Source organism: Bacillus sp. MC1252 (assembly GCF_056838025.1).
The window spans coordinates 3,623,146-3,646,936 of the sequence record NZ_CM166369.1 but is presented as its reverse complement, the minus strand read 5'-3'; the positions used below and the strand labels follow the sequence as shown (position 1 = coordinate 3,646,936).

The window sequence follows — 23,791 nt, the reverse complement described above, 5'->3', positions numbered from 1 at the left end:
TTTATTTCTTTAAGAAGAACGATCTTTCTTCTGTTCAAGCTCCGCTAATTTAGCTATTAAGATATGCTGCGGCATATGCATGATTTGTTCAATCGGTACATTGAGTGATGCAGCAAGCTTTTGTGCGGTATCGGCTGAGATTTGTAAAGGTCTCACGCGCAAATCCCTCCTCTATCAATCTATACGTTCCAATATATCATATCGACTTTGTGCCATGCTTATAAAAAATTAGAGGTCTCTTTTATAAAACCACTTCATGGCTGATAAGAAATTTTTTTGAAATTGTTTCAGATGATGGCCCTCCCCTTGTTCGATGTGATATTGCAGCTGCCATTCCTGCATGCCTTTCTGTGACAAAAGGTCATGTAGTTGTTTGGTGAATAAAGGCATGTGCTGTTGAGCGGATGTTTTGCCTTTACCTTCTTCACTGCCTACAGATAAATAGACAAGGTGATCAACACACTGAATGCTCTGTTGTTTAGCAAACGGTAGAAAATCTTGATACCAAAATGACCCAGAGATAGATGCGGTGTTTTTAAAAAGGATAGGGTGCATCAATAGGGTATAAATAGCAAGTAGTCCACCTAATGAAGCGCCAACGTGACTATGTTCATTACAGGTCTGCTTGACTGGATATTGTCTTTTGATATATGGGAGCAAGTCATTTGCTAAAAATGACACATACGTCTTTGCCTCGCCTTTAAAGTCAGGAAACTGAGAACGCAGAGATGATGCCTTCCATGGTGTATATTCATCAAGTCGATTGAAAGGGTGTATGCCGACAAGGATGATTGGCGAGATGGTATTGGATTCGATCATTCTTTCGATCTCTAGCAGGTGTGTTCTAAACAAAGAAGAGCCATCTTGTACAAAGACAGCTGGAACATCAATAGAGGTGTCCTGTGGAAGGTAAATATCAAGCTGACGCCCGTTAAACTCGTCATATAGAAACGTTCCGTTCATGTGTATTCTCTCCTCTAGGTTTTCAACTACGCTGAAAAGAAGACAAAGGGCTAAAATAAAGATCATTTTAGCCCTTTGTCAACAATCTGAAAGCGCAAATTGGCGCTTCCTTCTTTAGTTGTTTTTCGCTAACCATTTGACAGCCTTATCAAGGAAGGTTGTTTTGCTTAGTGCTGTTCCTCCTTGAAGCATAGGGTCAACGACATTTTCATTGACGTGCCCATTTTTCACAGCTTTTAGGCTTGTCCAAATTTTATTTTGCTCTAAGTCCTTCAATGCGTTTGGATTCGATGAGTTTTCCTCTTTAGAGAACTGAACAAAAATATAGTCAGGATTTAGTTCGCCAAGGCGCTCCATTGAAATCATCGCTTGTGCTTTGGCTTTTTTGATATCACTTGGTGCTGTAAATCCTAAGTCCCCATATAAGGTAGAGTTGAAGTATACATCTTCAGGATACACGTACAGGTCTCCCTGTCTAATGCGTAAAATGACAGCTGTTTTGTTGTTGCTTTTGTCTTTCAGGGTTTCTTTCGCTTGTTTGAGATCTTTCTGATAATCAGAAATGAGGGTTTTGGCTTCTTCACTTTTTCCAGTCAGTGTACCGAGCAATAAAAGATTACTTTCCCAGTCAGAAGAGACATGGGATACCGGGATCGTCGTTTGGACTTTATCCAGTTTTTTAATTGTTGCAGGTGGGAACTTTGTTGATCCGAGTATCACGTCTGGTTTTAGTTTTAAGATTTTCTCTAGGTTTGGTTCTGTTTTTTCACCGATGCCTTCTGTTTTCGCTGTGATGTCTTTAAATAATTCAGGGAATGTGCCGCCTACAGTAGAAGCACCAATAGGTTGGATACCAAGTAATTTTGCATCTTCCATTGATTCTAAACTTCCAGCAATGACGATTCGTTTCACTGGTGTTTTGAGCTTGTACGTTTGATCTAAGTAATTGATTTTTGTTTCTATTGCTTCAGCTGACTTGCTTTTAGTTGAGTTTGAAGCAGGTTTATTTTCTGTAGCACCACAGGCTACTGTGGTGATCGTCATGATACAAAGGGTAAGCAATGCTAACCATTTTTTCATTTGTTTTCTCCTTTAACTGATAATTGTTCTCAATTAAAGATTGTATTAGGCTTTCGTCCTTTTATCCATAGACAATTCTCTATCAAATGATGGACTTTTTACGGAAAAAAAGATAAAAGGTCCTGAATGACTCGTTGATGACTGGCTGCTGTGTATTCACGCCAAGGGTCAGAAGCGAGTGGATAGACTGCTTGTTGACTCACAGCCTTGAGATTTTGCCAAGCCTCCTGTTGCTTTAACTTTTGATAAAATGCAATGGTTTTTGGCTCTTTATGCAAGAAGAGAAAGATGGTGTCTGGGTCTAGCTGTTGTATTGAGCTAAGGCTGATTTTTTTTTCGATTAGCTGACCATCATTCTGAAAAGCTGGCAGAAGACCAATGTCATGAAAAATCACTTCTGACATGGTGCGATTTACAGACAAGTAGAGCTGATCTTGAAAGATACGAAGAGGCAGGACGGTTTTTGGTGGATGATCAACAAGGCATGCCTTTTTCGCTTGAATGACGATTTCCTCGTAATGAAGCAACCATTCTTCTGCTTCCTTCGCTTCGTTCAGGAACATAGCTGTTTGTCTGAATTGAGCGCGCCAATTCAATTGTGTGAATGGAACAAAGTGAACAGGACAGATGGTTTTCAACACTTGTTTTTCTTCCTCTGTCACATGATCATTGGCAATGATCAGCTCAGGTTTTGTTTCCTTTAATTGCTGTAAATTGGCTTCAGCGTGCTCGTTGATACGATGTGCACTCAGGTGAATCGGAATTTCTTCTGCATGATGCTCAAAATCATGTGCTGTCCATTTAGGATGAAGAGGGGCAGCATATGGGATGATATGAATTGGTGTGAGCTGACCGAGTATGGAATGACCATAGGCTGCAATTTTCCGCTGACGGCTTTTCATATATGCAGAAGGGGTCATACCAGTTTTTTTCTTAAAGATGCGGCTAAAGTAATAGGGATCTTGATAGCCGATTTCCAGTGCAATGTCTTTGAGCTTTGCATTGCTTTTTGCCATTAACTGTTTGGCTCTAGCCATCCTTTTCTTGGTGATATAATCAGTGACACTCACATCAAAATGCTTTTTAAATAGCTCACTGTAATGATTGGCGCTGATGCCAGCCATATGAGATAGACTTGTAAGGCTGAGGGGTTCTTCGGAATGTTGATCGATATATTGTTTTGTTTTGAAAAGGGCATGTGCCGTGTCAAAAATATCTTCTTTATGCAGTGTGAAAAGCTGCATAATGAGCTGTTGAAAAAGAGTTTGGCTTCTAAAAAAGCTAATGGATTCAGGTCTTTTCCATTCCTCTGTCATATGGGACAGTAAAGAATGAATGTGTTCAATCGAGCTAATATCGATAAATTGCCATACATTCATTAAAGAACGGGCATGTTCAGTTGATACTTCTCCTATGTTTTGATCTTGCAGCGTGTAGAGCTGAAAGCGAAACAGATAGAGCTCGTGTTTTTGATAAGGCTCTGTTTTCAACATAAATGTTTCCCCAGGCATGATCGTATAGAGTGTCAGATTTTTCAATCGCCATTTTTGATCGTTCAATGTGAGTAAACCGCTGCCTCTTATGCTAAAGAGGAGACAGAATGTATCTGACAGCTGTTGCTCAGTATGCGGAAGCTCTGCATTATTTATTTTTTCAGTATATGTTAATCGATAGATGAATTGATCGGCATTTGCCATTGGATTGTTGTTTCCCATAAAACCACCTAATCTCTTATTGATTGATAAACGTTCTCAATTGAATTGTAGCAGAAAAGCTGGCAGATGGTGATGAACCAGTTTATTCTATGAAGAAAAAGCACCCTGAATGAGGTCAGGGTGCGATGATTTATTCCGTTTTTCCATGTGCTAGGACAGGTTCTTTTGTTAAGCTTAGTGGCCGTAAGTCCTGCCAGTGTGTCTGGATATAATCGATGCAGGCATTTCTAGTGTCTTCACCAAAGACCTTTTCCCATCCATCTGGCACTGGTGCAAATGATGGCCAAAGTGAATGCTGTCCTTGTTCATTGACAAGCACAAGAAATACACCGTCTTCACGATCAAAGGGATTTGTCATCTGTCATCTCTCCTTTATTCTTAGTGCTTTTGTTTGACCCGATTCAGTGTGTTGTCTAAGATGACACCAATTTCTGCTAGGGGTTTAGGCTGGCACATGTCTTTGTGCCGGCAATGAATGTCGTGTTGTTCAATTTTTCCGTTGATATAAGGTGCCCATGCTTCGGGATCAATTGGTGTAAACCAATCTGGGATAATGGTAGATCTAAAGAATAATATGTCTCCATGATAAGTTTTTGGCTGATATTCTCCGAGCAATCGAACTGAATTGACATAGGTTTCTTTCAGGTTTCTGATGGCATCCTCACTTAAGCTGGCTAGTGCACTTCCGTCTTTTTTCAGGATATCGACGGCACTTTTCATCGTGAGCGGCTCACCTGTTAAGGTATCTGGATCATAACCGCCGAGCGCAAGAAGAGCGATTAGTGCTTCTTCTTCATCAGGTGCTTCTTTAATCGGCAAGAAGTGGTTTGGATAGGCATCCAGCATCGCGACGAGTGAGATTTCTTCGCCTTGCTGCTGGAGCTGTGTTGCCATTGCTTGCACAACGTTCCCGCCTAGTGACCAGCCAAGTAGATGATAAGGGCCTTTTGGCTGAATCCTTTGGATGTGCTTGATATAATCCGCAGCCATATCATCTAGTGTTTGTGGGTAGACATCCTTTCTTGCGATTCCTCGTGCCTGCAATCCATAAAGTGGGATGTCCTTCTCTAATGTATTCAAGAGACCTGCATAGCACCAGCTAAGACCACCTGCTGGATGAACACAGAAGAGTGGATAATTTTCACCATTTGCTCGTAGCGGTAGCAAGATTTCTAGTGCGTTTTCATCGCTGCCTGTCTCTAGTTTCTCTGCCAAACTTGCAACATTAGGTGCTTCAAACAACGTTCCGATGCTTAGTTTGACACCAAGTGCATCACGAATGCGGCTGATTAAACGAACCGCAAGTAATGAGTGCCCGCCAATGTCAAAAAAGCGATCGTCAATGCTGACTTTTGGTAGACCGAGCACCTCTTCAAAGAGGTGACATAGGATTTCCTCCTTCGGATTTCTTGGGCCACGTCCATCTGTTTGCTGTACATGCAATTGAGGTGCAGGCAGTGATTTTTGATCAAGCTTCCCGTTTGCTGTAAGTGGCATGGCATCAATTTGTACATATGCCGCTGGCACCATGTAATCAGGAAGACTGGCTGCGGCAAAATGACGAAGGGTTTCTGTATCGGTACGGCCTTCTTCAGTTGTCACGATATATGCGACTAAGCGTTTGTCACCAGGCTGATCCTCTCGCATGATGACAGCAACTTGTGCAACTGCATCGTGACGTGCCAAAACGGCTTCAATTTCTCCAAGTTCAATGCGGAACCCGCGAATTTTAATTTGATGATCAGCTCTGCCAATGTAATCAAGTGAACCCTCTTTCGTCCAACGTGCGAGATCGCCTGTACGATACATCCTTGTGCCAGGTGCTCCATAAGGGTCGGCAGGGAATCGGTCAGATGTCAGATCAGGCCTGCCTAGATAACCTCTTGCCAAGCCGGCTCCAGCTACATACATTTCACCTGTTGTCCCAGGGGGAACAGGTTGTAGGTATTCATCTAGTACATAAACGTGTAAATCAGGAATGGGTTCACCTATTAAGCTACTGGATTTTTTTGTAATCATGTCTCGATTGAGTACATTGTACGTAACGTGTACGGTGGTTTCTGTAATGCCGTACATGTTGATTAGCTTTGGCTTACGATCTGAGTGACGGCTGTACCAATCTTCTAATCTGCTGAGCTCTAATGCTTCACCGCCAAAAATGACATAGCGGAGTGATAATGCTTGACCAAGTGTTTGTTGTTCCTTGTCTGCCTGCATGAGCTGATAGAAGGCAGAAGGTGTTTGGTTAAGTACTGTCACACCTTCATCGACTAAAAGCTGGAGCATCTCTTCAGGAGAGCGAGAGATGGTATGAGGTACAATCACAAGTCGACCGCCATATAAAAGGGGTCCCCAGATTTCCCATACGGAAAAATCAAAGGCATATGAATGAAACATTGTCCAAACATCTTCTTCATCAAAATGGAACCAATGTGCAGTAGATGTCAGAAGACGGATGACATTTTGGTGTGGGATGACCACTCCTTTTGGCTTGCCTGTAGAACCAGATGTATAAATAATATAGGCTGGATGCAGAGAAGTAAGTGGCTCAATTCTGTCTATATCAGCCGGATTGTGATTTGGCGTATTAAGCAGTTGGTCACTCGTTTCTTTTTCGTCTAACAAAATCAAATCGCAATCAGAAGGGAGATGCACTGCGTCTGCTTTTGTTGTGATGCTACAAACTGGCTTGGCATCTTGTATCATGTATGCTAGCCTGTCTGCTGGATAGTCAGGATCAAGCGGGACATAGGCTGCGCCTGCTTTATGAACGGCTAATAAGCTCACGAGCATATCGATTGATCTAGGCAGGGCAAGTGCAACGAACTGCTCTGGTCCAACGCCTCTTTCTATTAACAAATGAGCAAGACGATTAGCTTTGTCGTTTAACTCTTTATAGGTAAGCTGATGATTGCCATCCGTTACAGCCACACGCTCTGGGTATTGCTGCGCCGCTTTTTCAAATAAGGCTGGCAGACTAAGCGTTTGGTCTAACTGAGCGATTGTCTTTTTATCAGGGAGAAATGTTTGGCGCTCTTTTTCTGATAAAATATTTACTTGACCAATAGGCAGATGTGGATGCTCAGCTGCCTCTGTTAAAAAGCGCTTCATTCTGTCAGCGATTGCTTGAATGGTGCTTTGTTTAAACACATCTGTGCTGAATTCAAACAAACCTGTTAACCCTGCTGCTGACCCAGTTTCGGTTCTATGTTCTGTTAATTCGATGGTCAGATCAAATTTAGCTGATCCCACTGGTTTCACGTAGAGATCTGAGTCAAGTTTTGCCAGCTTCATTTCTGCCTTCGGTGTATTTTGGAAGGCAAGCATGATCTGGAACAATGGATTGCGTGATCTGGATCGAGTTGGATTTAGGACTTCAACTAGCCGTTCGAATGGTAGATCCTGATGCTCGTAGGCTGCTAAGTCAACGTCTCGCACTCGCTTCAATAGCTCACTAAAGGTTGGATTACCAGCTGTATTTGTACGTAATACAAGTGTGTTCACAAACAACCCAACAATGTCGTCAAGTGCATCATCATTCCGTCCAGCAATCGGACTGCCAATTGGGATATCTGTTCCCGCCCCAAGGCGTGTCAGTAATGCTGCAAGCGATGCTTGGAGCACCATGAACAAACTCACTTGATGCTGCTTTGAAAGATCAAGAAGTAGGTGGTGTAAAGCGGGTTCAATCGTAAAGTCTATCGTAGCACCATTGAAGCTTCCTTCCTGTGGACGCGGGAAGTCATAGGGAAGCTCCAGTTCTTCCGGCAGACCATGTAATGCACCCGTCCAATAACCTAGTTGTTTGGCAAATAGACTATCCTTCTCTTCTTCACTGCCCAACAGCTTCTGCTGCCAAATGGCATAGTCAGCATATTGAACAGGTTCGGCTGGCAAGGAGATTGATTTTCCTTGTATAAGGGCTTCGTAAGCAGCAGCTAAGTCTCGTGTCAATGGTGCAAGTGACCAGCCGTCACCAGCGATGTGATGTAGCAATAGAAGTAGCACGTATCGATTTGCATCAAGCATGAATAATTCTGCTCGCAGTGCGGGTTCTTCCTCAATGTTAAAGCAATAGCGAATGGCTTCGTTTAACTGATTTTCAATTTGTTGATCGGTGGAAGCTGTGACATGGAGTTCAGGTTGAACACTTTTTGGATGTAAAATGACCTGTCTTGGCATGCCGTTCTTATTTGGAAAAATGGTTCTAAGTGTTTCATGTTTTTCAGTGATATCTGCCAATGCACCAATAAGAGCTTTTTGATCTAGTGTACCTGTCAGCTGAATGACAAGTGGAATATTGTAAGTTGGACTTGGTCCTTCAAGGCAATGAAGGAACCAAAGACGTTTTTGGGCAAAGGATAACGGAATCTCATCTGGTTTGTTTTCTACCTGAAGTGGCGGCCGTAAGTCCTTCGCTTTGTCAATGTGTTGCGCAAGCTCAGCAACTCGAGGTGATTCAAAAATGGTACTCATGTTTAGGTCTGCACCAAGTGTATCGCGTATACGTCTAAGCAGACGAGCGGCGAGCAAGGAATGTCCCCCTAAGTCAAAGAAATTATCATCTATGCCAATTTGAGATACGCCAAGGGTTTCTGCAAATAAACTACATAACATGTCTTCTTGGGGTGTTCTAGGTGTACGCTCAGAACTAACTAAAGACATATTTGGTGTTGGTAATGCTTTGCGATTGATTTTGCCGTTTGGTGTAAGCGGGAGTTCTGGCAAAACGACAACAGCAGAAGGCATCATGTAATCAGGGAGCGATGTTGCCACAAACTGCCTGAGCTCTGAAGGATGCAGAGAAGTGCCATCTGTCAGCACAACATACGCACAAAGCAACTGTTGTCCAGGTTGATCCTCACGAACGATAACAGATGTATGCTTTATTGCTTGGTGTTGCATGATCACTGTTTCAATTTCACCTAGTTCAATACGGAAGCCGCGGATTTTAATTTGATGATCGGCACGGCTGATATAATCAATCGAACCATCCTCACGCCATCTGGCTAAATCACCTGTACGATACATTCTCGTGCCTTTTGTGCCGAATGGATCAGCGACAAAACGTTCAGCCGTTAAATCATATCGTCCAAGATATCCTCTAGATACTCCTTCACCTGCAATATAAAGTTCACCGATTGATCCTGCTGGGACTGGGTTTAGTCCTTCATCTAAAATATATATGCTCGTATTCCAAATGGGTTTACCAATCGGCGGCGCGCTATTGTCTTGATGTGCTGTGACATTTACCATCGTAGACCATATCGTCGTTTCTGTAGGTCCGTACAAATTGGTAATGTCACATTGAAGAGATTGCAATGTGTGCAAAAGGGAGGCAGGAAGTGCTTCTCCTCCAACAAGGACACGCATACCTGTTATCACGTCAGGGGATTCATCTGCCAATGCATGCCACAACGTTGGTGTTGCCTGCATGATTGTGACATGATGAGAACGAATCATGTCTGAAAGCTTTGCTGGCTCTTGGATGGTCTCTTTTTTTGCCATTAAAAGAGCAGCCCCATGTAAAAGCGGGAGGAACATTTCTAGTCCGGAAATATCAAAGGCAATGGTCGTTACCGCTAGAAGCTGGTCTTTTTGATCTAATAAAAATGAATCTTGCATGGACAATATAAAATTGATCACATTTCGCTTTGTTACAACAACACCCTTTGGTTTGCCTGTCGATCCTGACGTGTAGATGATGTATGCCGGATGATGTGGAGAGCCTTCGTTCCAGGTCGGATTGAGATGCAGACCGCCTACTATCTCCTGATGAACAGTTGAATCATCCAGTTGGACGATATGTGGATGGTCAAAACGCTCTGCTGTCTCTTTGACTGTGAGCAAGCACACAGGTTTAGCATCATCTAGCATATAGGCAACACGATCGCTAGGGTAATCAGGGTCTAATGGCAGGTATGCGGCTCCCGTTTTGACGACGGCCAATAGACTCACGACCATATCGATCGATCGAGGCAGAGCAATTGCGACAAATTGTTCTGGTCCAATGCCGTGCTTTTTCAAATAATGAGCTAATTGATTTGCTCGCTGATTCAACTCTTCGTAGGTCAAAGTGATTTCTTCAAACTGTAATGCTTCTGCATGTGGTGTTTTGCTGACTTGTTTTTCAAATAGTTCCCGTAAACATTCTTTTGGTAATTCTTGTTTTGTAGCATTCCAGTGCTTGAGGATGTTCTCTTTTTCTTTAGACAAGAGAAGGTTGAATTGACTGATTGTCTGATCTTGCTCTAGTCCGGTTATTTCCTCCAGCAATTGAAGAACACGATGCTGATGAGCGTCAACCGATTGCTCTTTGTAAACTGCAGGGTTTGCATCAAAATCGATTTGAAACCCGTTCCCATCGGCGCGGTCATATATGTTGATCGATAAATCATCCACTGGTCCTGCTGAAAGATTATGCGCTTGACCCATGCTCTGATCGAACCTGAGATGATAATCAAATGGCATGATATTGATCTGTGGACCAAATAATCGTTGATTTCTGCCGATGAGTTTAAAGTCTCTCCTCATATCTTCGTGACGATATCTTTGATGAGGACGAATGGCTTTAAGTTCATCGGATACTTGGCGAACAAGTGCTGAGAGCGTCATTTCGGGTTTGCATGTTAAACGAAGAGGTACTAGGTTCATGACCATTCCAGGTGTTTGCAATGCGCAAGATCCAAGGCGCATCATAACAGGCAATCCTAAAACAATATCATGTGCACCAGTCATACGATGCATATATAGAGCGGATGCGGCAAGAACCATTTCATGCCAGGTACCACCGAAAGCTTGAGCATTTTTCTTCATTTTTCTTACCTTTGCGGCATCATAGCTAGCGGTTTTTCGGATAAAATCATCCGAAGTTCTTGGGGCAAGCTCAGCAAGGCTAACGATTTCAGGTTGATCAGCAAAGCGATTTTTCCAAAAAGCCTGATCATCTTCATAGCGATTGGAATGTTGATATGCGATCTCCTCTTGGACTACGTCATGGAAGGTGCCAAATGTTTGAGAAGGCACAGGTTTTTCTTGCGATAGGGCTGAATAGACCTCAGCAACACGACGTGCGATGAGTGAAAAGGCGAACCCATCAATGGCAATGTGATGAATGCGCTGATACCAGAGAAATCGATCGTCCGCAATTTGAAAGAGTACTTCACGGAATAATACATCTTTCTCTAAAGAGACTGATGTTGAAAGATCTGTCTTCATCCATGCTTTAGCCTCATCAAGCGGCTGTTTTTCATTTTGTAAATTGATGAATTGAAATGGGATATCGCTTTTGGATGTAAACCATTGCCTTGGACCGTCAGCAGCTTCAACGAAGCGCATATGCAGAGAATCTGCTTCTAAGACAGTCTTTCGGATGGCTGCTTCAAAGTGTACTGGATCAATATATCCTTTAATATCTATATACTCAGCTGTATTGAAAATTGGATTAGATGGATCAAGCTGTTGCGCATACCAAATGCCTGATTGGGCACCGGTCAGTGGAAATGAATCGACGGACTGGATCGACAAGGGTCTATACCTCCTTTACAAATAATCGATATTTGGGATAGATGGCTGTTTTTCTGGGAAAAGAAGGGTTCGCCAATGAGCGAGCGTTGGATTTGCTGCAAGCTCAACGAAATTGACTGCCGCTCCTTGCTGCCTCCACTTTTCCGCTAGGCTCATCATTCTAATAGAATCGAGACCTAGGTAGACGAGATTCTCGTCAAGCGGTATTTGATCCGGCTCGACTTGAAGATACTCAGCTACTTGGTGAAGGATTGAATCAAAGGATAGGTCATCACCGTCTGCTTCCTGTCCTGTTAAACGACAAATGATCTGGTCTGTTGTGGTGGTTACCGCACAGCGCTCAGCTGCATAGGTCATCGCCATTTTGTGATGCTTAAGTGAAAAGTCAGCAACGGCATCTGCGACAAAAAAGGTTTCAATATCGAGCATGAATGCTTCTGCGGCTGTCAACATACAGCCGATATGTGCATATACGCCAGTAATGATCAGTTGATCTCGCCCATCTTCTCGGAGAATATCTAAAAAATTGGATTTTTTAAATGCACTATAACGCCATTTTGTCAGCACTGTATCTGCTTCAGATGGAGCGAGCTGATCAATGATCTTTGTCAATGCTTCATCATCACCAAGTCCAGGTCCCCAAAAATCTGTTAATAAGGCACGATCTTTCGGGTCTTGGTCACCAGGTTGAGCTGTATAAACGACTGGAATTCCAAGTTCATTGCATGTATCACGTAATTGTTCAATATGTTGAACTAACTCTGTGATCGGTGATGAATCGTGTTGAAATGCATTTAAAAAATATTGCTGCATGTCATGTATCAGCAGAACAGCACGATTCGGATCCGGTATCCAGTTCACTTTATTTTCGGGTAAATCTTGTGTGCTCGGCATTGGATACGCAGGAATAGTAGGGATTGCCATGGTTTTCACTCCTCTTTTTTTATACGTTGGCAGTATGGATTGCAGCTAATTCTCTTAATGCTTTTTTACTGACTTTGCCTACACCTGTTTGTGGGAACGCATCGATCCATTCAATGCGGTCGGGAATTTTATAGGCAGCGAGTCCGCGTTCTCTTAGAAATGACTTTAACGCCTCGGGTGCTGGTTTGCTGTTGCCTTTCGCAATCACAAAGGCACATGAGCGTTCACCAAGGAACGGATCCGGCATGGACACCATGGCGGCATCATGAATGTCAGCATGCGCAAGTAAATGGTTTTCGACTTCTTCAGCGGCCACCTTTTCGCCACCACGATTGATTTGATCCTTGTCTCTGCCTTCTACAACAACATTTCCTTCTTTGGTTAATCGCACGATGTCACCTGTTCTGTAAAAGCCATCGGGTGTAAAGGCTTTTTTATTTTGTTCATCGGCTTTATAGTAGCCACGAATTGTATAGGGCCCTCTTGTCAAAAGGTGTCCTGCTACTTCATTAGGGACTGGCTTGTCTTCATCATCTACCACTAGTACCTCATCATATTCAGACATCGGACGTCCTTGTGTATGAATAATGACATGTTCAGGATCATCCAATCTGGTATAGTTGACCAGACCTTCTGCCATGCCAAAAACTTGCTGGAGCTTACATCCAAGGGCAGGCATAACATGTTTTGCTGCCTCTGCACTTAATTTAGCACCACCGACTTGTAAAACCTTAAGACTAGATAAGTCATCTGATCGATGAGGAGCGGCCTCTAGCCAAATCAATGCGATAGGTGGGACCACAGCGGTAATGGTCGCACGCTCTTTTTCAATGAGTGGAAAGACTACATCAGGGCTTGAGCCAGGTGCAAGAACAACTCTTCCGCCTGCGTATAACGTCCCAAGGACTCCAGGCGAGCTTAATGGATAGTTGTGTGCAACTGGAAGTGTAGCCAGATACACACTATCTTGTGTGAGTTCGCACACCTCATTGCTTTTCCAAAGACTATAAATATAGTCATCATGTGTGCGAGGAATGAGCTTTGAAAGGCCTGTGCTGCCTCCAGATAACTGAAGAAACGCAATATCGCTTGCCTCTACATGAATTTGAGGATCAAGTGCTGGGTCCTTGCGCAGATCATCCAAGGCAAGGAATTCTTCAGCTTCCCCGGCAACAATGACATGAGGCAAAGAGGGAAGCTTTTCTTTCACTTGACGTGCAAGTGATCGATAATCAAAGCCGCCGTCGATATCTGTAATGACATATGCGTCTGCTTCGGCAAACTCAATAAAATACGTGATTTCGCTGCTTCTATGAGATGGCAGCGAGAAGACGGGTAAAGCACCGATTCGAAATAAAGCGAAAATGACTTCAAAAAAAGCCGGAATGTTAGGAAGCTGAACGACAACTCGACTTCCCTTTTGAATACCAAGCTGATGAAAACCAGCGGCAAGACTGCTGACGCGCTCATCAAGTTCTTGGTAGCTCAAGTGCGTATGAGCATATGTAATCGCTGATTTATTCCCTAACGATGCGGCGCGTGCACGAAGCATACCGCCAAAGGTTTCTCCACGCCAACAGCCGTTTTCACGGTAGCGTTTTGCAAATTCGTCTGGCCATGTAGGTGGTTGAACAAACATGTTTTGTCATCTCCTGTGTATTTTTATAGATGATGGATGCCCATAGCATGAAGCATCGTGTTGAATTTTGCAGATGTTTCGGCTAGCTCTTCTTCTGCCTTTGATCCTTTGACCACTCCTGCACCAGCAAATAGGCGAAGGGAGTGACCCTCAGCTTCTGCACAACGAATGGTGACAATCCAATCACCATCACCATTTTCATCTGACCAGCCGATCATTCCTGTGAAAAATCCTCGATCGAAGGGTTCAATCGCTTGGATTGCTGCACGTGCATCTGCTGTAGGTGTTCCGCATACTGCGGGTGTTGGATGAAGGCTAAGTGCTAAATCAATTGAAGACACTCCTGCATCTATTAATTCACCTTTTACGACAGTAGATAAATGCCACATCGTTTCTGTTTGTATGACTGATGGTGATGCAGGCACATTTAGTGTATGACAGTAAGGAGCGAGCGCCTTAGTGACAGCATCGACAACCACTGCATGTTCGTGTAAATCCTTCGCTGAAGTAAGTAGTTCATCGTGACGGCGCTGGTCTTCTACTGGATCTGAACTGCGTGGCCGAGAACCAGCGAGTGGATTGGAAATAACAGATGAACCAGTCTTTGAAAGAAGCAGCTCAGGGCTTGCGCCAAGAAGTGTTCGCTCTTGGGAAGATTTCGGATCAGCTACATTTGCAGCAAACGTATAGCCAGTCGTGTTATGAAGAGCAAGCCGTTCGAGTATTGCTTTCGTATTCATTTCTCGATTTGATTTGAGATGGAGAGATCGAGAGAGTACGATTTTGCTAAGCTCTCCTTTCTCAATTTTAGCTAACCCTTCGTTCACACCTTTCATGTAGACATCTGGAGAGGGGACAGGTGTCACCTCATAGGATGGAGCTGCCACTTCCGTCTTCTCATCACCTTGATGAAATTCGAGTGGATCACTAAACTGCACGTGGGCTGGAACACTTAAGCGAACCGGTTGCGCCGGATCAAACGGAACAGCACCTGCAACAATCGGTGTTCGAATACCAGCTTGTTTGGCAGCGTCAAATACGTGCGCTACCCTTTTGGATAGTTCATTTAGCTGATTGGTTTCAATATGCTGGAAGATCCCTTCTGCCAGTATCGTGCGTTTAGGGGAAGCAAGGAAAAAAGAGCCTGGCTGATAGTCTTGGATCAACTGTACTTTTTCTTCTGTCGACAATAATGAATGTTTCATGAAAAGGCCTCCTTTTTGATGAAATGCTAGATTCCGAGTGTTGCGCCACCATCAATCGTCAGATTCTGCATCGTAATGTGACTGGCTTGCTCAGATGCAAAGAAGAGTACTGCATCAGCGATACTTTGAGGATCAGCGATTTTTTGTAAAGGAATACCGGTTTTATACGTCTCTAATGAACCTTTGATCACATTGTCTGCACCATGTTCATCAGACCATAACGCCCATTGCATAGGTGTTGCGGTAGAGCCAGGAGAGACGACATTGCATCTAATTCCGTAGGATGCTAGCTCTAATCCAAGTGTTTTTGTAAAGGAAGTAGCTGCTGCTTTTGAAGCGGCATAGGCAGCCATATTCATTCTAGGAATGCCACCGGCGTTAGAGCTGATGGTCACAATGACTCCCTCTGTTCTTTTTATCATGTATTTGGAGACAGCTTGAGATACGTAAAAGACACCATGTGTGTTGACTGCAAAGGTCTGTTCCCAGTCGTCTGCTCGAAGCTGGTTAATAGAACCCATTCGAAGAATGCCTGCTACATTGACCAGTAAATAAATGGGTCCAAGCTGCTGTTCAATTTGGCTGACAACATGTTGAACAGAAGTTTGATCGCTAATATCACATGGATAGGCAAAGGCGTGTATTCCTTCATCGTTCATTTGTTGAACAGTACTTTGCAGTTGATCTTCATTTGCGTCAACTGCCGCAATGATCGCACCTTCTTCGGCTAGTCTTTGCGCAACTGCTTGTCCAATACCTTGTCCGGCTCCTGTGATAAGCACAATCTTTTGAGATAGACCACTATATTTCATGTGTTCACTACCTTTCTTTCATATCTGTGGTTGTTAATGGATCATGATAGAGTGCAAAACGAAAAGCGTAATTCATCAGTACCGGTAAAACTGACGTATGTCCTTCTTCAGGGAACTCGTGATAGGCGGAATGCAAGCCATATGAGGATAAAGGCAGCATGCGGTTTGCTAGTGACTGTGCATGATCATTCATTTGACATGGGTGGTGTTTTTCTAACTCACCTACACCTACAAGCAGCCTGACATTCATAGACATCTGACGTATATGGCTGGTGAATTGGTGTTCTTTTTCTAGAAATAATTCTTTGTTCCAGTGGATAGAAGGACTGCCCGCAATATATGTCTGATAAGCATCAGGGTGCTCAAATAGTGTGTGTAATACAAAAAGACCGCCAAGAGAGTGTCCAAACAGTGTTTGACGACTCTGGTTGATCGGAAAGCGCTCCTCGATATAAGGCTTTACAATCTTTTCTAAAAAAGAAAAGAACGCAGAGGCCCCGCCATATGTATGGTTGGAGAAGTCCTTTCTTTTGCCACCAATGGAAGCGTCAGGGCCGGTAAGAGTGAGATCATAATGCCTGAGCGGATGATAGGGCGCTTCTGTCTGATAGCCAATTCCAACAATGATGGCAGGTACGACACCTGTTTTTTCAGGTCTTCTTGACTGTAGACGAAGTGCTTCGACCATTGTGCCAAAAAGTGAATTTCCATCAAGCACGTACATGACTGGAAAACCAGCCGCTGGAGGAGTAGTATTCGGTTTAAATATAAAAAGTCTGTAAGGGTGTGCTGTGATATCCAGTTGCTCCGTCCCAGGTATAAAAAAAGGACGGCTTTCTCTGAAAAGAGAATCCTCAGTACCCATTCCTTCAGGGCGTTTGGACATGTGTAAAATATCCCCTTCCTCAAATTGACTCTCATATGCTGATAAAAGCGGGCTTGCGGATATAGGATGAGTGTAGAGATTGAAGAATGGTCCCTTCAAATGAAAATGATTCTCAATTATCACGCAAGCAAATCAAATGATAATGGTTATCAATTATGAAGTCAAATGTTCATTTAGTCGTGTAGTTGATAATTTAATCTAAATATTATGAAAATAAAGGACTAAATAACTACCAAATGAGTGGAAATAGTGAATGCCAGACTGAGTCATTTAAAAAGAGGAGAAATGTCAAAAGACCTTGACCGTCTCGAGATATTTACCATTTTCTTCTGTTTGATTCAGGAATATATATAGGTTTTTCTTCTTGAAATCATTTTGAGGAAAAATAAGTCTATAGACCTTCTTGTATTTTTAGGAAAAAAGAGGAGAATTTTTCGAAAAGCTGGTGAGCATATCTCACAACTTATTCAATATCATGCGTAAATTCATATACAATTTTCTAAGGAAGACAAGATCGAAGGGAATGTAGGCAGAATGAAAACTCCATTAGGAAAGCTAAAGCTAAAACTGCTTGAACATCAGCTCAAACTGAAAAATGCGTTTACAGTGGAAGAATATCAAGAAATGAAGCAATCATTACATGAAATACGGATGACATTTGCGGCCTATGAACAATGGGATTTATACCAGCGAGCCACCGATATGATCACCATCCTCCTCTTTCAACATGCCCTCAAGCAAAACCACCATTAACACTTTCACTTTTTATGAGTAGCTTATTTCTTATGGAAGCACGGTGCTGTTTTAAAGTTGGCCAAATATCATATAGCATCAAAAATGCGGAAATGAAAAAAGTAAGGGATGTCCCCTTACTTTTTGATCAATCGGTGTACATGTCTGTAAACACCATTCAATTAGAATCCATCTGTGACATCATATTCGTAACGAATATCGGCTTTGACATTGCTCATAGTAGATCTCGCAGTAGCCTTTGCGTTGTACTTAAAGCTCCATTTTTGAGCCACTTTTAATTCATCTTCCAGTGAAATATGATAAGACCCACTTGTTGCAGATGAAAAAAGTGATTGGTTCCAAATCTTGTTTTCATCAGCCATCAGTTTGTGTGTGACATTTCCTTGGTTAGGCGATTGGGTACTAGTTGTTGAAATCGATTTAACGATAGCATTGTTAGGAATAGAAGAATTGGTCGTTAAATCCATTGTAATGACAGAAGAATCAACACCTGCTAGATTCAAAGATGAATTCCCCAGGTTGGTAGCAGTCCCGGTAAAATTGAATGTCCCATTCCCAGATTTGATACGATCTTGAATGGAGACAGTAAAATACATATTCCCTGTATATGAGCCACGGGTCACTTTCACAAAATAAGTTTCTGAAGTTGAAGTAACGTCACCAGTATTTGCAAATATAAAGGGTGTTACTGAATCAGGATTAATCACTCTTGACCCTGGTTTAGAGCTCTTCGAATTATACACCTCGATTTTCATCCCCGTATATTGCTTATTATACGAACTTCGCACATAGACCCTTTCACCCTTATTGATCGTGAACTGATAATACGCTTCATTTTCACCTTCAGGTAAGATTGTTGTATCTGGGCGACTATTTTTCCAATATCCCATTGAGCTTGCTGTGTTAGGGCTGTTATTCCCCGTAATAGCCGCTTCTGCTGAATGAGGTGCAAAAAAACTAGTAACAAGCACTAATACCAATGCAGGTAACAAAAAACGTTTGAAGATAGTATTTGTCATATTTTAACCCTCCTTGTAATAATTACTATATCGGATCAAAACTAACAAATTTTAACTGAATTGCCGATATATTTAATAATCACTATTTTTTAAAAAGGAGAATCAAAATGAATATTAATACGTCATACACGGCAGGTGTTTCAAACAATCAGAACAGAATCGATTATAAAGGTCAATCTATTAAAAGTACAAATGAGGTGATGACCGAATCTGATAGACGGATGAAAATACTAGATGAAAAATATGAAAAAATAAATGAACAAAATAAACGTTTCAAAAATCCTCATGGTCATATACACGATAAGTATCGAAATCCACGCTCGCCTTATTTTAGGAGTGATCTAACTAAAGTAGAAAGAGAAGCTGCATATACGATGGAGATTGGCTGGGCTAATTCTGGAAAAGGAGGTCAATATGACTTTAATGATGCCATCTTCCGTAATGAAAAACGGTACGATCCAACCCAAGAAAGCGTAGAGAAAAAAATATCCAATCGTCAAAAGGTCAACGAACAATTACAAGATTTATTCTCTAAAAACGGGATATCCATTCCTAAAAACACAAATCTAACTTTTACCATTGACCCGAACAATTTTAAATTGGTGGTAAGTGGTTCAAAAGACGAAACGCTGATGAAACAAATAGAAGACTTATTAAATACAACCAACAATACAAGAGAATTATTTTTCCATATCATGAAAAGCAGAAATGATGATTCTACTCAATTCACACCGGATTCTCTGGCAAAGTTCCATCTTGTCAATCAAATCAAAACGGTGACAGGCTACAATTTAAAGGATTTAAGCATTGTAAATGGTCAATTTGTAACGGATAACGGAACGAATATTTTTGATCTATACAAAGAAGAACTTCTTAAAAATCCATATACAGCAGAAAATGCGCGCATTGCCGCTTCACATTACGGTGCACAGCTATTCGATCTAGCCAAAAACGGGTTTGATTCCATTCCAGATTTGGTTTTATCTATTGGTTATCAAAACGGTTCTTTACAAGACATTGGGCAAAAAGTGAATTATGGGGTTAAGAAAACGATAGATTAGAAAAACGCATCCGAACATGCCATGTTGGAGCGTCGATTACATGTGTGAACGGCAACAAATCGAAATTCCATTAGCGATAACGAAGGACTCTATAACAATTGATGTTACAGAGTCTTTTCTATTGAAATGCGCTGGTTTGCACAAAATATCAACATGGTAATTTTGACTATAGTCGATGTTTTTCACTTTTTTATTGATGAAAATGTTAAAATGATGAGTAGCGTATTTTTTTTATGAAAGGACGGTGCTTGGCATGACGGAACTTCTCGATGACCGGCTGCCGCCGCAAAATATAGAAGCCGAGCAGGCCGTATTAGGTGCTGTTTTTTTAGAACCATCTGCGCTAACGCTCGCTTCTGAGGTATTAATTCCAGAGGATTTCTATAGAATGTCGCATCAAAAGATTTACAATGCGATGCTTGTACTTGGTGATAGAGGAGAACCGGTTGACCTTGTCACGGTGACATCAGAACTTGCCAATACAGACTTACTAGAAGAGGTAGGCGGGATTTCGTATTTAACGGATATTGCGAACTCTGTCCCAACTGCCGCAAACATCGAATACTATGCAAAAATTGTAGAAGAAAAATCCATTTTAAGACGTCTGATTCGTACAGCGACAACCATTGCACAGGATGGATATACGCGTGAGGATGAAGTAGAGGATCTATTGAGTGATGCTGAAAAAACCATTATGGAAGTGGCGCAGCGTAAAAACTCAGGAGCTTTCCAAAACATTAAGGACGTTCTTGTTCAGACATATGATAATATTGAACAGCTTCATAACCGAAAAGGCGATATCACAGGGATTCCAACGGGATTCTCTGAGCTTGACCGGATGACAGCTGGCTTCCAGCGAAATGACTTGATTATTGTAGCGGCTCGTCCATCGGTAGGGAAAACAGCCTTCGCATTGAACATTGCACAAAATGTCGCGACGAAGACAGACGAAAGTGTCGCCATCTTTAGTTTAGAGATGGGTGCTGAGCAGCTTGTCATGCGTATGCTTTGTGCAGAGGGAAATATCAATGCACAGAACCTAAGAACCGGTAATCTGACAGAAGAGGACTGGGGTAAGCTGACAATGGCAATGGGCTCGTTATCAAACAGTGGAATTTTCATTGACGATACACCTGGGATCAGAGTGAGTGAAATTCGCTCGAAATGCCGCCGGTTGAAGCAAGAAAACGGTCTTGGGATGATCCTGATTGACTACTTGCAGCTCATTCAAGGGAGCGGACGATCAAGCGATAACCGTCAGCAAGAGGTATCTGAAATCTCTAGGGCTTTAAAATCGCTGGCAAGGGAACTTGAAGTTCCTGTCATTGCCCTGTCTCAGCTTTCCCGCGGAGTAGAGCAGCGTCAGGATAAACGTCCGATGATGTCTGATATTCGTGAATCAGGAAGTATTGAGCAGGATGCCGATATCGTGGCATTCCTTTATCGTGATGATTACTACGACAAAGAATCAGAGAATAAGAACATTATTGAAATCATTATTGCCAAACAGCGTAACGGTCCAGTTGGTACGGTTTCACTGGCCTTCGTCAAAGAATATAACAAATTCGTCAACCTGGAAAGAAGATTTGACGATACGGGTGTTCCGCCCGGTGCTTAAAGCCCAGCTCAAGAAGCTGGGCTTTTTTGATCCATCTACATCGAAAGAATGACTGAAAAACAGCCGAAATGAGGAGGAGAGAGAGAAAAAGAGATCGTATACTAAAAGGAGAAAAGGAGTGATGACAGATGGAATTTCAACAGTTCAAAGCCGCTCAATTACGCATCGCACGTCCAACAGCCAACATGAACGAGGTTGTTTCCTTTTATGAAGAAGGCTTAGGGCTCAAACGAATAGGCTCATTTGATCAGCATGAAGGGTATGATGGTGTGATGCTCGGACTTCCTCACCAGCATGTTCATTTAGAAATCACCAAACATGAAGAAGAAGAGGGCCTGCCCGTTCCGCATCCAGAACAGCTGCTTGTTTTCTATATTCCTGATGAACAGGAGTTTCAGCAGATGAAAAAGAGACTGATCTCATTTGGCGGACGGCATGTCACCTCTACGAACCCATACTGGGATCGAGGAGGGGCAACCATTGAAGATCCAGATGGATACCGAGTTGTGCTCATGAACACAGAAGGAATTACCCCCGTTTAAAATAGACTCCCATGCTTGGTGGGAGTCTTTTCTGTTATGAGCGAGGTGTGACGCGCAGCTTCAGCTCTTTCAGTCCATACATGCCGCTGTTTGTCATCGGCACATAGGAGAGGAGCGCTAGTGACTCATATCGGTCCAATAAGGCCTTGATAGCAGTACATGCTTCCAAGCGGGCAAGTGGTGCGCCTAGACAGAAGTGGATGCCGTGGCCGAAGCCGATATGAGGATTAGGATGGCGGTGTATATCGTATTCATGTGCGTTTGAAAACTGGCGCTCATCCCGGTTGGCAGAAGCGAGAAAAACAATGACATTGTCTCCCTTTTTCAACGTTTTCCCTCCAAGCTCTGTGTCCTCTTTGACATAACGGACGATTGTAGGTGCTGGTGCACGGAAACGGACGGCCTCCTCCACAGCGCGCGGGATGAGCTCAGGTGATTGAACGAGCGCTTCATACACCCCCGGCTTTTCCAACAAGCTAAAGATCATATTGGAGATCAGATTGGTGGTCGTTTCGTTGCCTGCTAAAAGGAGAAGATTGCAGAAAGGGATTAATTCATCCGCTGACAGCTTGTCTCCATTCTCCTCAGCTTGAATTAAAAGAGAAATCAAATCATCACCGAGATGCTGACGCTTGTCTTCGATGATGTCAGCAAAAAATGCCATCATGTCAGCTTCGCCTTGATCTCGTGTTTTCTGCCATTCAGCTACATCCTCTTCATTTTCACTTTTAGGCATACTAACCAGAATATCTGACCATTCTTTAAAGGATTGTTTATGTTCTGACGGCACACCTAAAAGCTCTGCAATGACAATGACAGGAAGCGGATAGGAGATGTCTTGAACAAGATCAATTTCTTCTTTCCCATCTATTTGCGCCATGAGTTCATCCATTAATTCTTGAATACGGGGTTCCCACAATTTCATCACTCGAGGTGTAAAGGCTTTGCTCACAATGGAGCGGATCCGCGTGTGTTTTGGCGGGTCCATCATCACCATTGTTTTCATTAGAGAATGCTTCCGCTGGTCTTTAGGAGGCTGACTAGAAAAGGTATCTTTATCAATAGTTACGCGTTTTGCTTCATCATATGTGAACACACTCCATGTTTGGCTGTTTTCATCAAAATGAACAGGCGATTCCTTACGCATTTTGGCATACCAATCAAACGGGTTATACGGGTCCTGCTTGTTTTTCCCTCTTAATAATGCTTTTTGCACGGCACTTGGTGTTGTTGTTTCCATGATCATCACTCCTTATGGGTTGTCAGATGATTCCTTTTTTTCGTTGTGTTAGATTAAAGTTAATTCATCAGCCGATAGGATTCAACCAACAGAAAAGCGAAATCTGTTGAAGAATATAGGAAGGGGAGAGCGGCTTGTGGCGGACTGCTACAGAGGGGATAAGCGAGCAACTGAATCAAAGCATCAATTAAGAAAAGCGTTATTTCATTTATTAAGAGAGAAGGAATGGGGAAAGGTTTCCGTACAGGATTTAACGAAAAAGGCAGGCATTCATCGCACCACCTTTTATCAGCATTATGAAGATAAGTTTGATCTTGCCCAGCAGGTCATGGATGAGATGTTTGATGTGATGAAAGCTGCTATTTTTGCTCCTGTACAAGAAGAGGATTGGCAGGCAGACCATGCAGCATATGTGTATATTTTTCGATTTTATCAGCATTTGCAGGAACATGAAGAGGAGTATCAGATTCTCTTGAAAAGAGGGCGAGAGCTTAATATTTATCAGACAGCCAGTGCTTTTTTTGAGGAAAGCTTTACTTTGGGGTTAGAGGAGGTCGCAGGTTCAAAGCCTGACCCGCATCACGTTCCTCTCGACATGCAGAAGCAATTTGTCATTTCTGCTTATGTTGGAACCGCTGAATGGTGGCTGAGGACAGGGAGACCGTATTCACCTGACTTCATGGCAAGCTCGATGATTCAATTGATTGAAAATCATGAATAAAGCGGGAATCGATAAAAACAGTTGTTTTTGCTCAAAATCTCCTTTTTCAAGCGTGGAAGAAGCGATTAAAGCGCTTTTCCTCACAT

General features: G+C 42.7%; 18 protein-coding genes. 5 read left to right on the top strand and 13 right to left on the bottom strand.

Annotation, left to right across the window (positions count from 1 at the left end):
- Window positions 1–9: 9 nt before the first annotated feature.
- The 11 genes from ACYH0L_RS18745 to ACYH0L_RS18695 form a co-directional block, all read right to left on the bottom strand.
- Complete coding sequence (locus ACYH0L_RS18745) at window positions 10–156, bottom strand: YycC family protein (protein ID WP_003214589.1); 147 nt, start codon at window positions 154–156, stop codon at window positions 10–12.
- 72 nt (window positions 157–228) lie between these two features.
- A complete protein-coding gene (locus ACYH0L_RS18740; RefSeq protein WP_249704735.1) occupies window positions 229–963 on the bottom strand; it encodes an alpha/beta hydrolase in 735 nt (244 codons plus the stop codon).
- A gap of 114 nt (window positions 964–1,077) precedes the next feature.
- Window positions 1,078–2,043 (bottom strand): ABC transporter substrate-binding protein, encoded by a 966-nt coding sequence (locus tag ACYH0L_RS18735; RefSeq protein ID WP_327925025.1) that lies wholly within the window; start codon window positions 2,041–2,043, stop codon window positions 1,078–1,080.
- 98 nt (window positions 2,044–2,141) lie between these two features.
- On the bottom strand, window positions 2,142–3,758 hold the full coding sequence (locus tag ACYH0L_RS18730) for an AraC family transcriptional regulator (protein ID WP_249704733.1): 1,617 nt from the start codon (window positions 3,756–3,758) through the stop codon (window positions 2,142–2,144).
- 130 nt (window positions 3,759–3,888) lie between these two features.
- A complete protein-coding gene (locus ACYH0L_RS18725; RefSeq protein ID WP_249704732.1) occupies window positions 3,889–4,116 on the bottom strand; it encodes an MbtH family protein in 228 nt (75 codons plus the stop codon).
- Window positions 4,117–4,136: 20 nt separating this feature from the next.
- Window positions 4,137–11,285, bottom strand: a complete 7,149-nt coding sequence (locus tag ACYH0L_RS18720; RefSeq protein WP_482354241.1) for an amino acid adenylation domain-containing protein — start codon at window positions 11,283–11,285, stop codon at window positions 4,137–4,139.
- A gap of 15 nt (window positions 11,286–11,300) precedes the next feature.
- Window positions 11,301–12,209 (bottom strand): isochorismatase family protein, encoded by a 909-nt coding sequence (locus ACYH0L_RS18715; RefSeq protein WP_482354240.1) that lies wholly within the window; start codon window positions 12,207–12,209, stop codon window positions 11,301–11,303.
- Window positions 12,210–12,228: 19 nt separating this feature from the next.
- Window positions 12,229–13,848, bottom strand: a complete 1,620-nt coding sequence (locus ACYH0L_RS18710) for a (2,3-dihydroxybenzoyl)adenylate synthase (protein WP_482354239.1) — start codon at window positions 13,846–13,848, stop codon at window positions 12,229–12,231.
- Between the two features lie 23 nt (window positions 13,849–13,871).
- Window positions 13,872–15,053 (bottom strand): isochorismate synthase DhbC, encoded by a 1,182-nt coding sequence (gene dhbC, locus ACYH0L_RS18705; RefSeq protein ID WP_249704728.1) that lies wholly within the window; start codon window positions 15,051–15,053, stop codon window positions 13,872–13,874.
- 26 nt (window positions 15,054–15,079) lie between these two features.
- Window positions 15,080–15,865 (bottom strand): 2,3-dihydro-2,3-dihydroxybenzoate dehydrogenase, encoded by a 786-nt coding sequence (locus tag ACYH0L_RS18700; protein WP_249704727.1) that lies wholly within the window; start codon window positions 15,863–15,865, stop codon window positions 15,080–15,082.
- A gap of 7 nt (window positions 15,866–15,872) precedes the next feature.
- A complete protein-coding gene (locus ACYH0L_RS18695; protein ID WP_367308067.1) occupies window positions 15,873–16,751 on the bottom strand; it encodes an alpha/beta hydrolase in 879 nt (292 codons plus the stop codon).
- A 534-nt stretch (window positions 16,752–17,285) separates the two neighbouring features.
- On the opposite strand from ACYH0L_RS18695, the gene ACYH0L_RS18690 reads away from it, so the two are divergent.
- Window positions 17,286–17,504, top strand: coding sequence for a hypothetical protein (locus ACYH0L_RS18690; RefSeq protein ID WP_482354238.1), 219 nt, complete (start codon window positions 17,286–17,288; stop codon window positions 17,502–17,504).
- A gap of 161 nt (window positions 17,505–17,665) precedes the next feature.
- Here the strand turns inward: ACYH0L_RS18690 and ACYH0L_RS18685 are convergent, their stop codons facing one another.
- Window positions 17,666–18,523, bottom strand: a complete 858-nt coding sequence (locus ACYH0L_RS18685; protein WP_249704724.1) for a hypothetical protein — start codon at window positions 18,521–18,523, stop codon at window positions 17,666–17,668.
- A gap of 107 nt (window positions 18,524–18,630) precedes the next feature.
- On the opposite strand from ACYH0L_RS18685, the gene ACYH0L_RS18680 reads away from it, so the two are divergent.
- The 3 genes from ACYH0L_RS18680 to ACYH0L_RS18670 all read left to right on the top strand — a co-directional run bounded on the left by ACYH0L_RS18680 (window position 18,631) and on the right by ACYH0L_RS18670 (window position 21,744).
- Window positions 18,631–19,584, top strand: coding sequence for a DUF4885 family protein (locus ACYH0L_RS18680; protein WP_249704723.1), 954 nt, complete (start codon window positions 18,631–18,633; stop codon window positions 19,582–19,584).
- A gap of 253 nt (window positions 19,585–19,837) precedes the next feature.
- Window positions 19,838–21,202, top strand: a complete 1,365-nt coding sequence (gene dnaB / locus ACYH0L_RS18675) for a replicative DNA helicase (RefSeq protein WP_099728574.1) — start codon at window positions 19,838–19,840, stop codon at window positions 21,200–21,202.
- 128 nt (window positions 21,203–21,330) lie between these two features.
- Window positions 21,331–21,744, top strand: a complete 414-nt coding sequence (locus ACYH0L_RS18670; RefSeq protein WP_230031417.1) for a VOC family protein — start codon at window positions 21,331–21,333, stop codon at window positions 21,742–21,744.
- A gap of 34 nt (window positions 21,745–21,778) precedes the next feature.
- Here the strand turns inward: ACYH0L_RS18670 and ACYH0L_RS18665 are convergent, their stop codons facing one another.
- Window positions 21,779–22,984, bottom strand: a complete 1,206-nt coding sequence (locus tag ACYH0L_RS18665; protein WP_249704722.1) for a cytochrome P450 — start codon at window positions 22,982–22,984, stop codon at window positions 21,779–21,781.
- Window positions 22,985–23,120: 136 nt separating this feature from the next.
- Between ACYH0L_RS18665 and ACYH0L_RS18660 the strand changes: the two genes are divergently transcribed.
- Entirely contained in the window at window positions 23,121–23,705 is a 585-nt protein-coding gene (locus ACYH0L_RS18660) for a TetR/AcrR family transcriptional regulator (RefSeq protein WP_099728577.1), read from the top strand.
- Window positions 23,706–23,791: the final 86 nt, after the last annotated feature.

Coding starts and splice junctions, on each gene's coding strand:
- ACYH0L_RS18740 (WP_249704735.1), bottom strand. CDS start 963: ATGAACGGAACGTTTCTATATGACGAGTTTAACGGGCGTCAGCTTGAT.
- ACYH0L_RS18735 (WP_327925025.1), bottom strand. CDS start 2,043: ATGAAAAAATGGTTAGCATTGCTTACCCTTTGTATCATGACGATCACC.
- ACYH0L_RS18730 (WP_249704733.1), bottom strand. CDS start 3,758: ATGGGAAACAACAATCCAATGGCAAATGCCGATCAATTCATCTATCGA.
- ACYH0L_RS18725 (WP_249704732.1), bottom strand. CDS start 4,116: ATGACAAATCCCTTTGATCGTGAAGACGGTGTATTTCTTGTGCTTGTC.
- ACYH0L_RS18715 (WP_482354240.1), bottom strand. CDS start 12,209: ATGGCAATCCCTACTATTCCTGCGTATCCAATGCCGAGCACACAAGAT.
- ACYH0L_RS18710 (WP_482354239.1), bottom strand. CDS start 13,848: ATGTTTGTTCAACCACCTACATGGCCAGACGAATTTGCAAAACGCTAC.
- dhbC (WP_249704728.1), bottom strand. CDS start 15,053: ATGAAACATTCATTATTGTCGACAGAAGAAAAAGTACAGTTGATCCAA.
- ACYH0L_RS18700 (WP_249704727.1), bottom strand. CDS start 15,865: ATGAAATATAGTGGTCTATCTCAAAAGATTGTGCTTATCACAGGAGCC.
- ACYH0L_RS18695 (WP_367308067.1), bottom strand. CDS start 16,751: ATGTCCAAACGCCCTGAAGGAATGGGTACTGAGGATTCTCTTTTCAGA.
- ACYH0L_RS18690 (WP_482354238.1), top strand. CDS start 17,286: ATGAAAACTCCATTAGGAAAGCTAAAGCTAAAACTGCTTGAACATCAG.
- ACYH0L_RS18685 (WP_249704724.1), bottom strand. CDS start 18,523: ATGACAAATACTATCTTCAAACGTTTTTTGTTACCTGCATTGGTATTA.
- ACYH0L_RS18680 (WP_249704723.1), top strand. CDS start 18,631: ATGAATATTAATACGTCATACACGGCAGGTGTTTCAAACAATCAGAAC.
- dnaB (WP_099728574.1), top strand. CDS start 19,838: ATGACGGAACTTCTCGATGACCGGCTGCCGCCGCAAAATATAGAAGCC.
- ACYH0L_RS18670 (WP_230031417.1), top strand. CDS start 21,331: ATGGAATTTCAACAGTTCAAAGCCGCTCAATTACGCATCGCACGTCCA.
- ACYH0L_RS18665 (WP_249704722.1), bottom strand. CDS start 22,984: ATGGAAACAACAACACCAAGTGCCGTGCAAAAAGCATTATTAAGAGGG.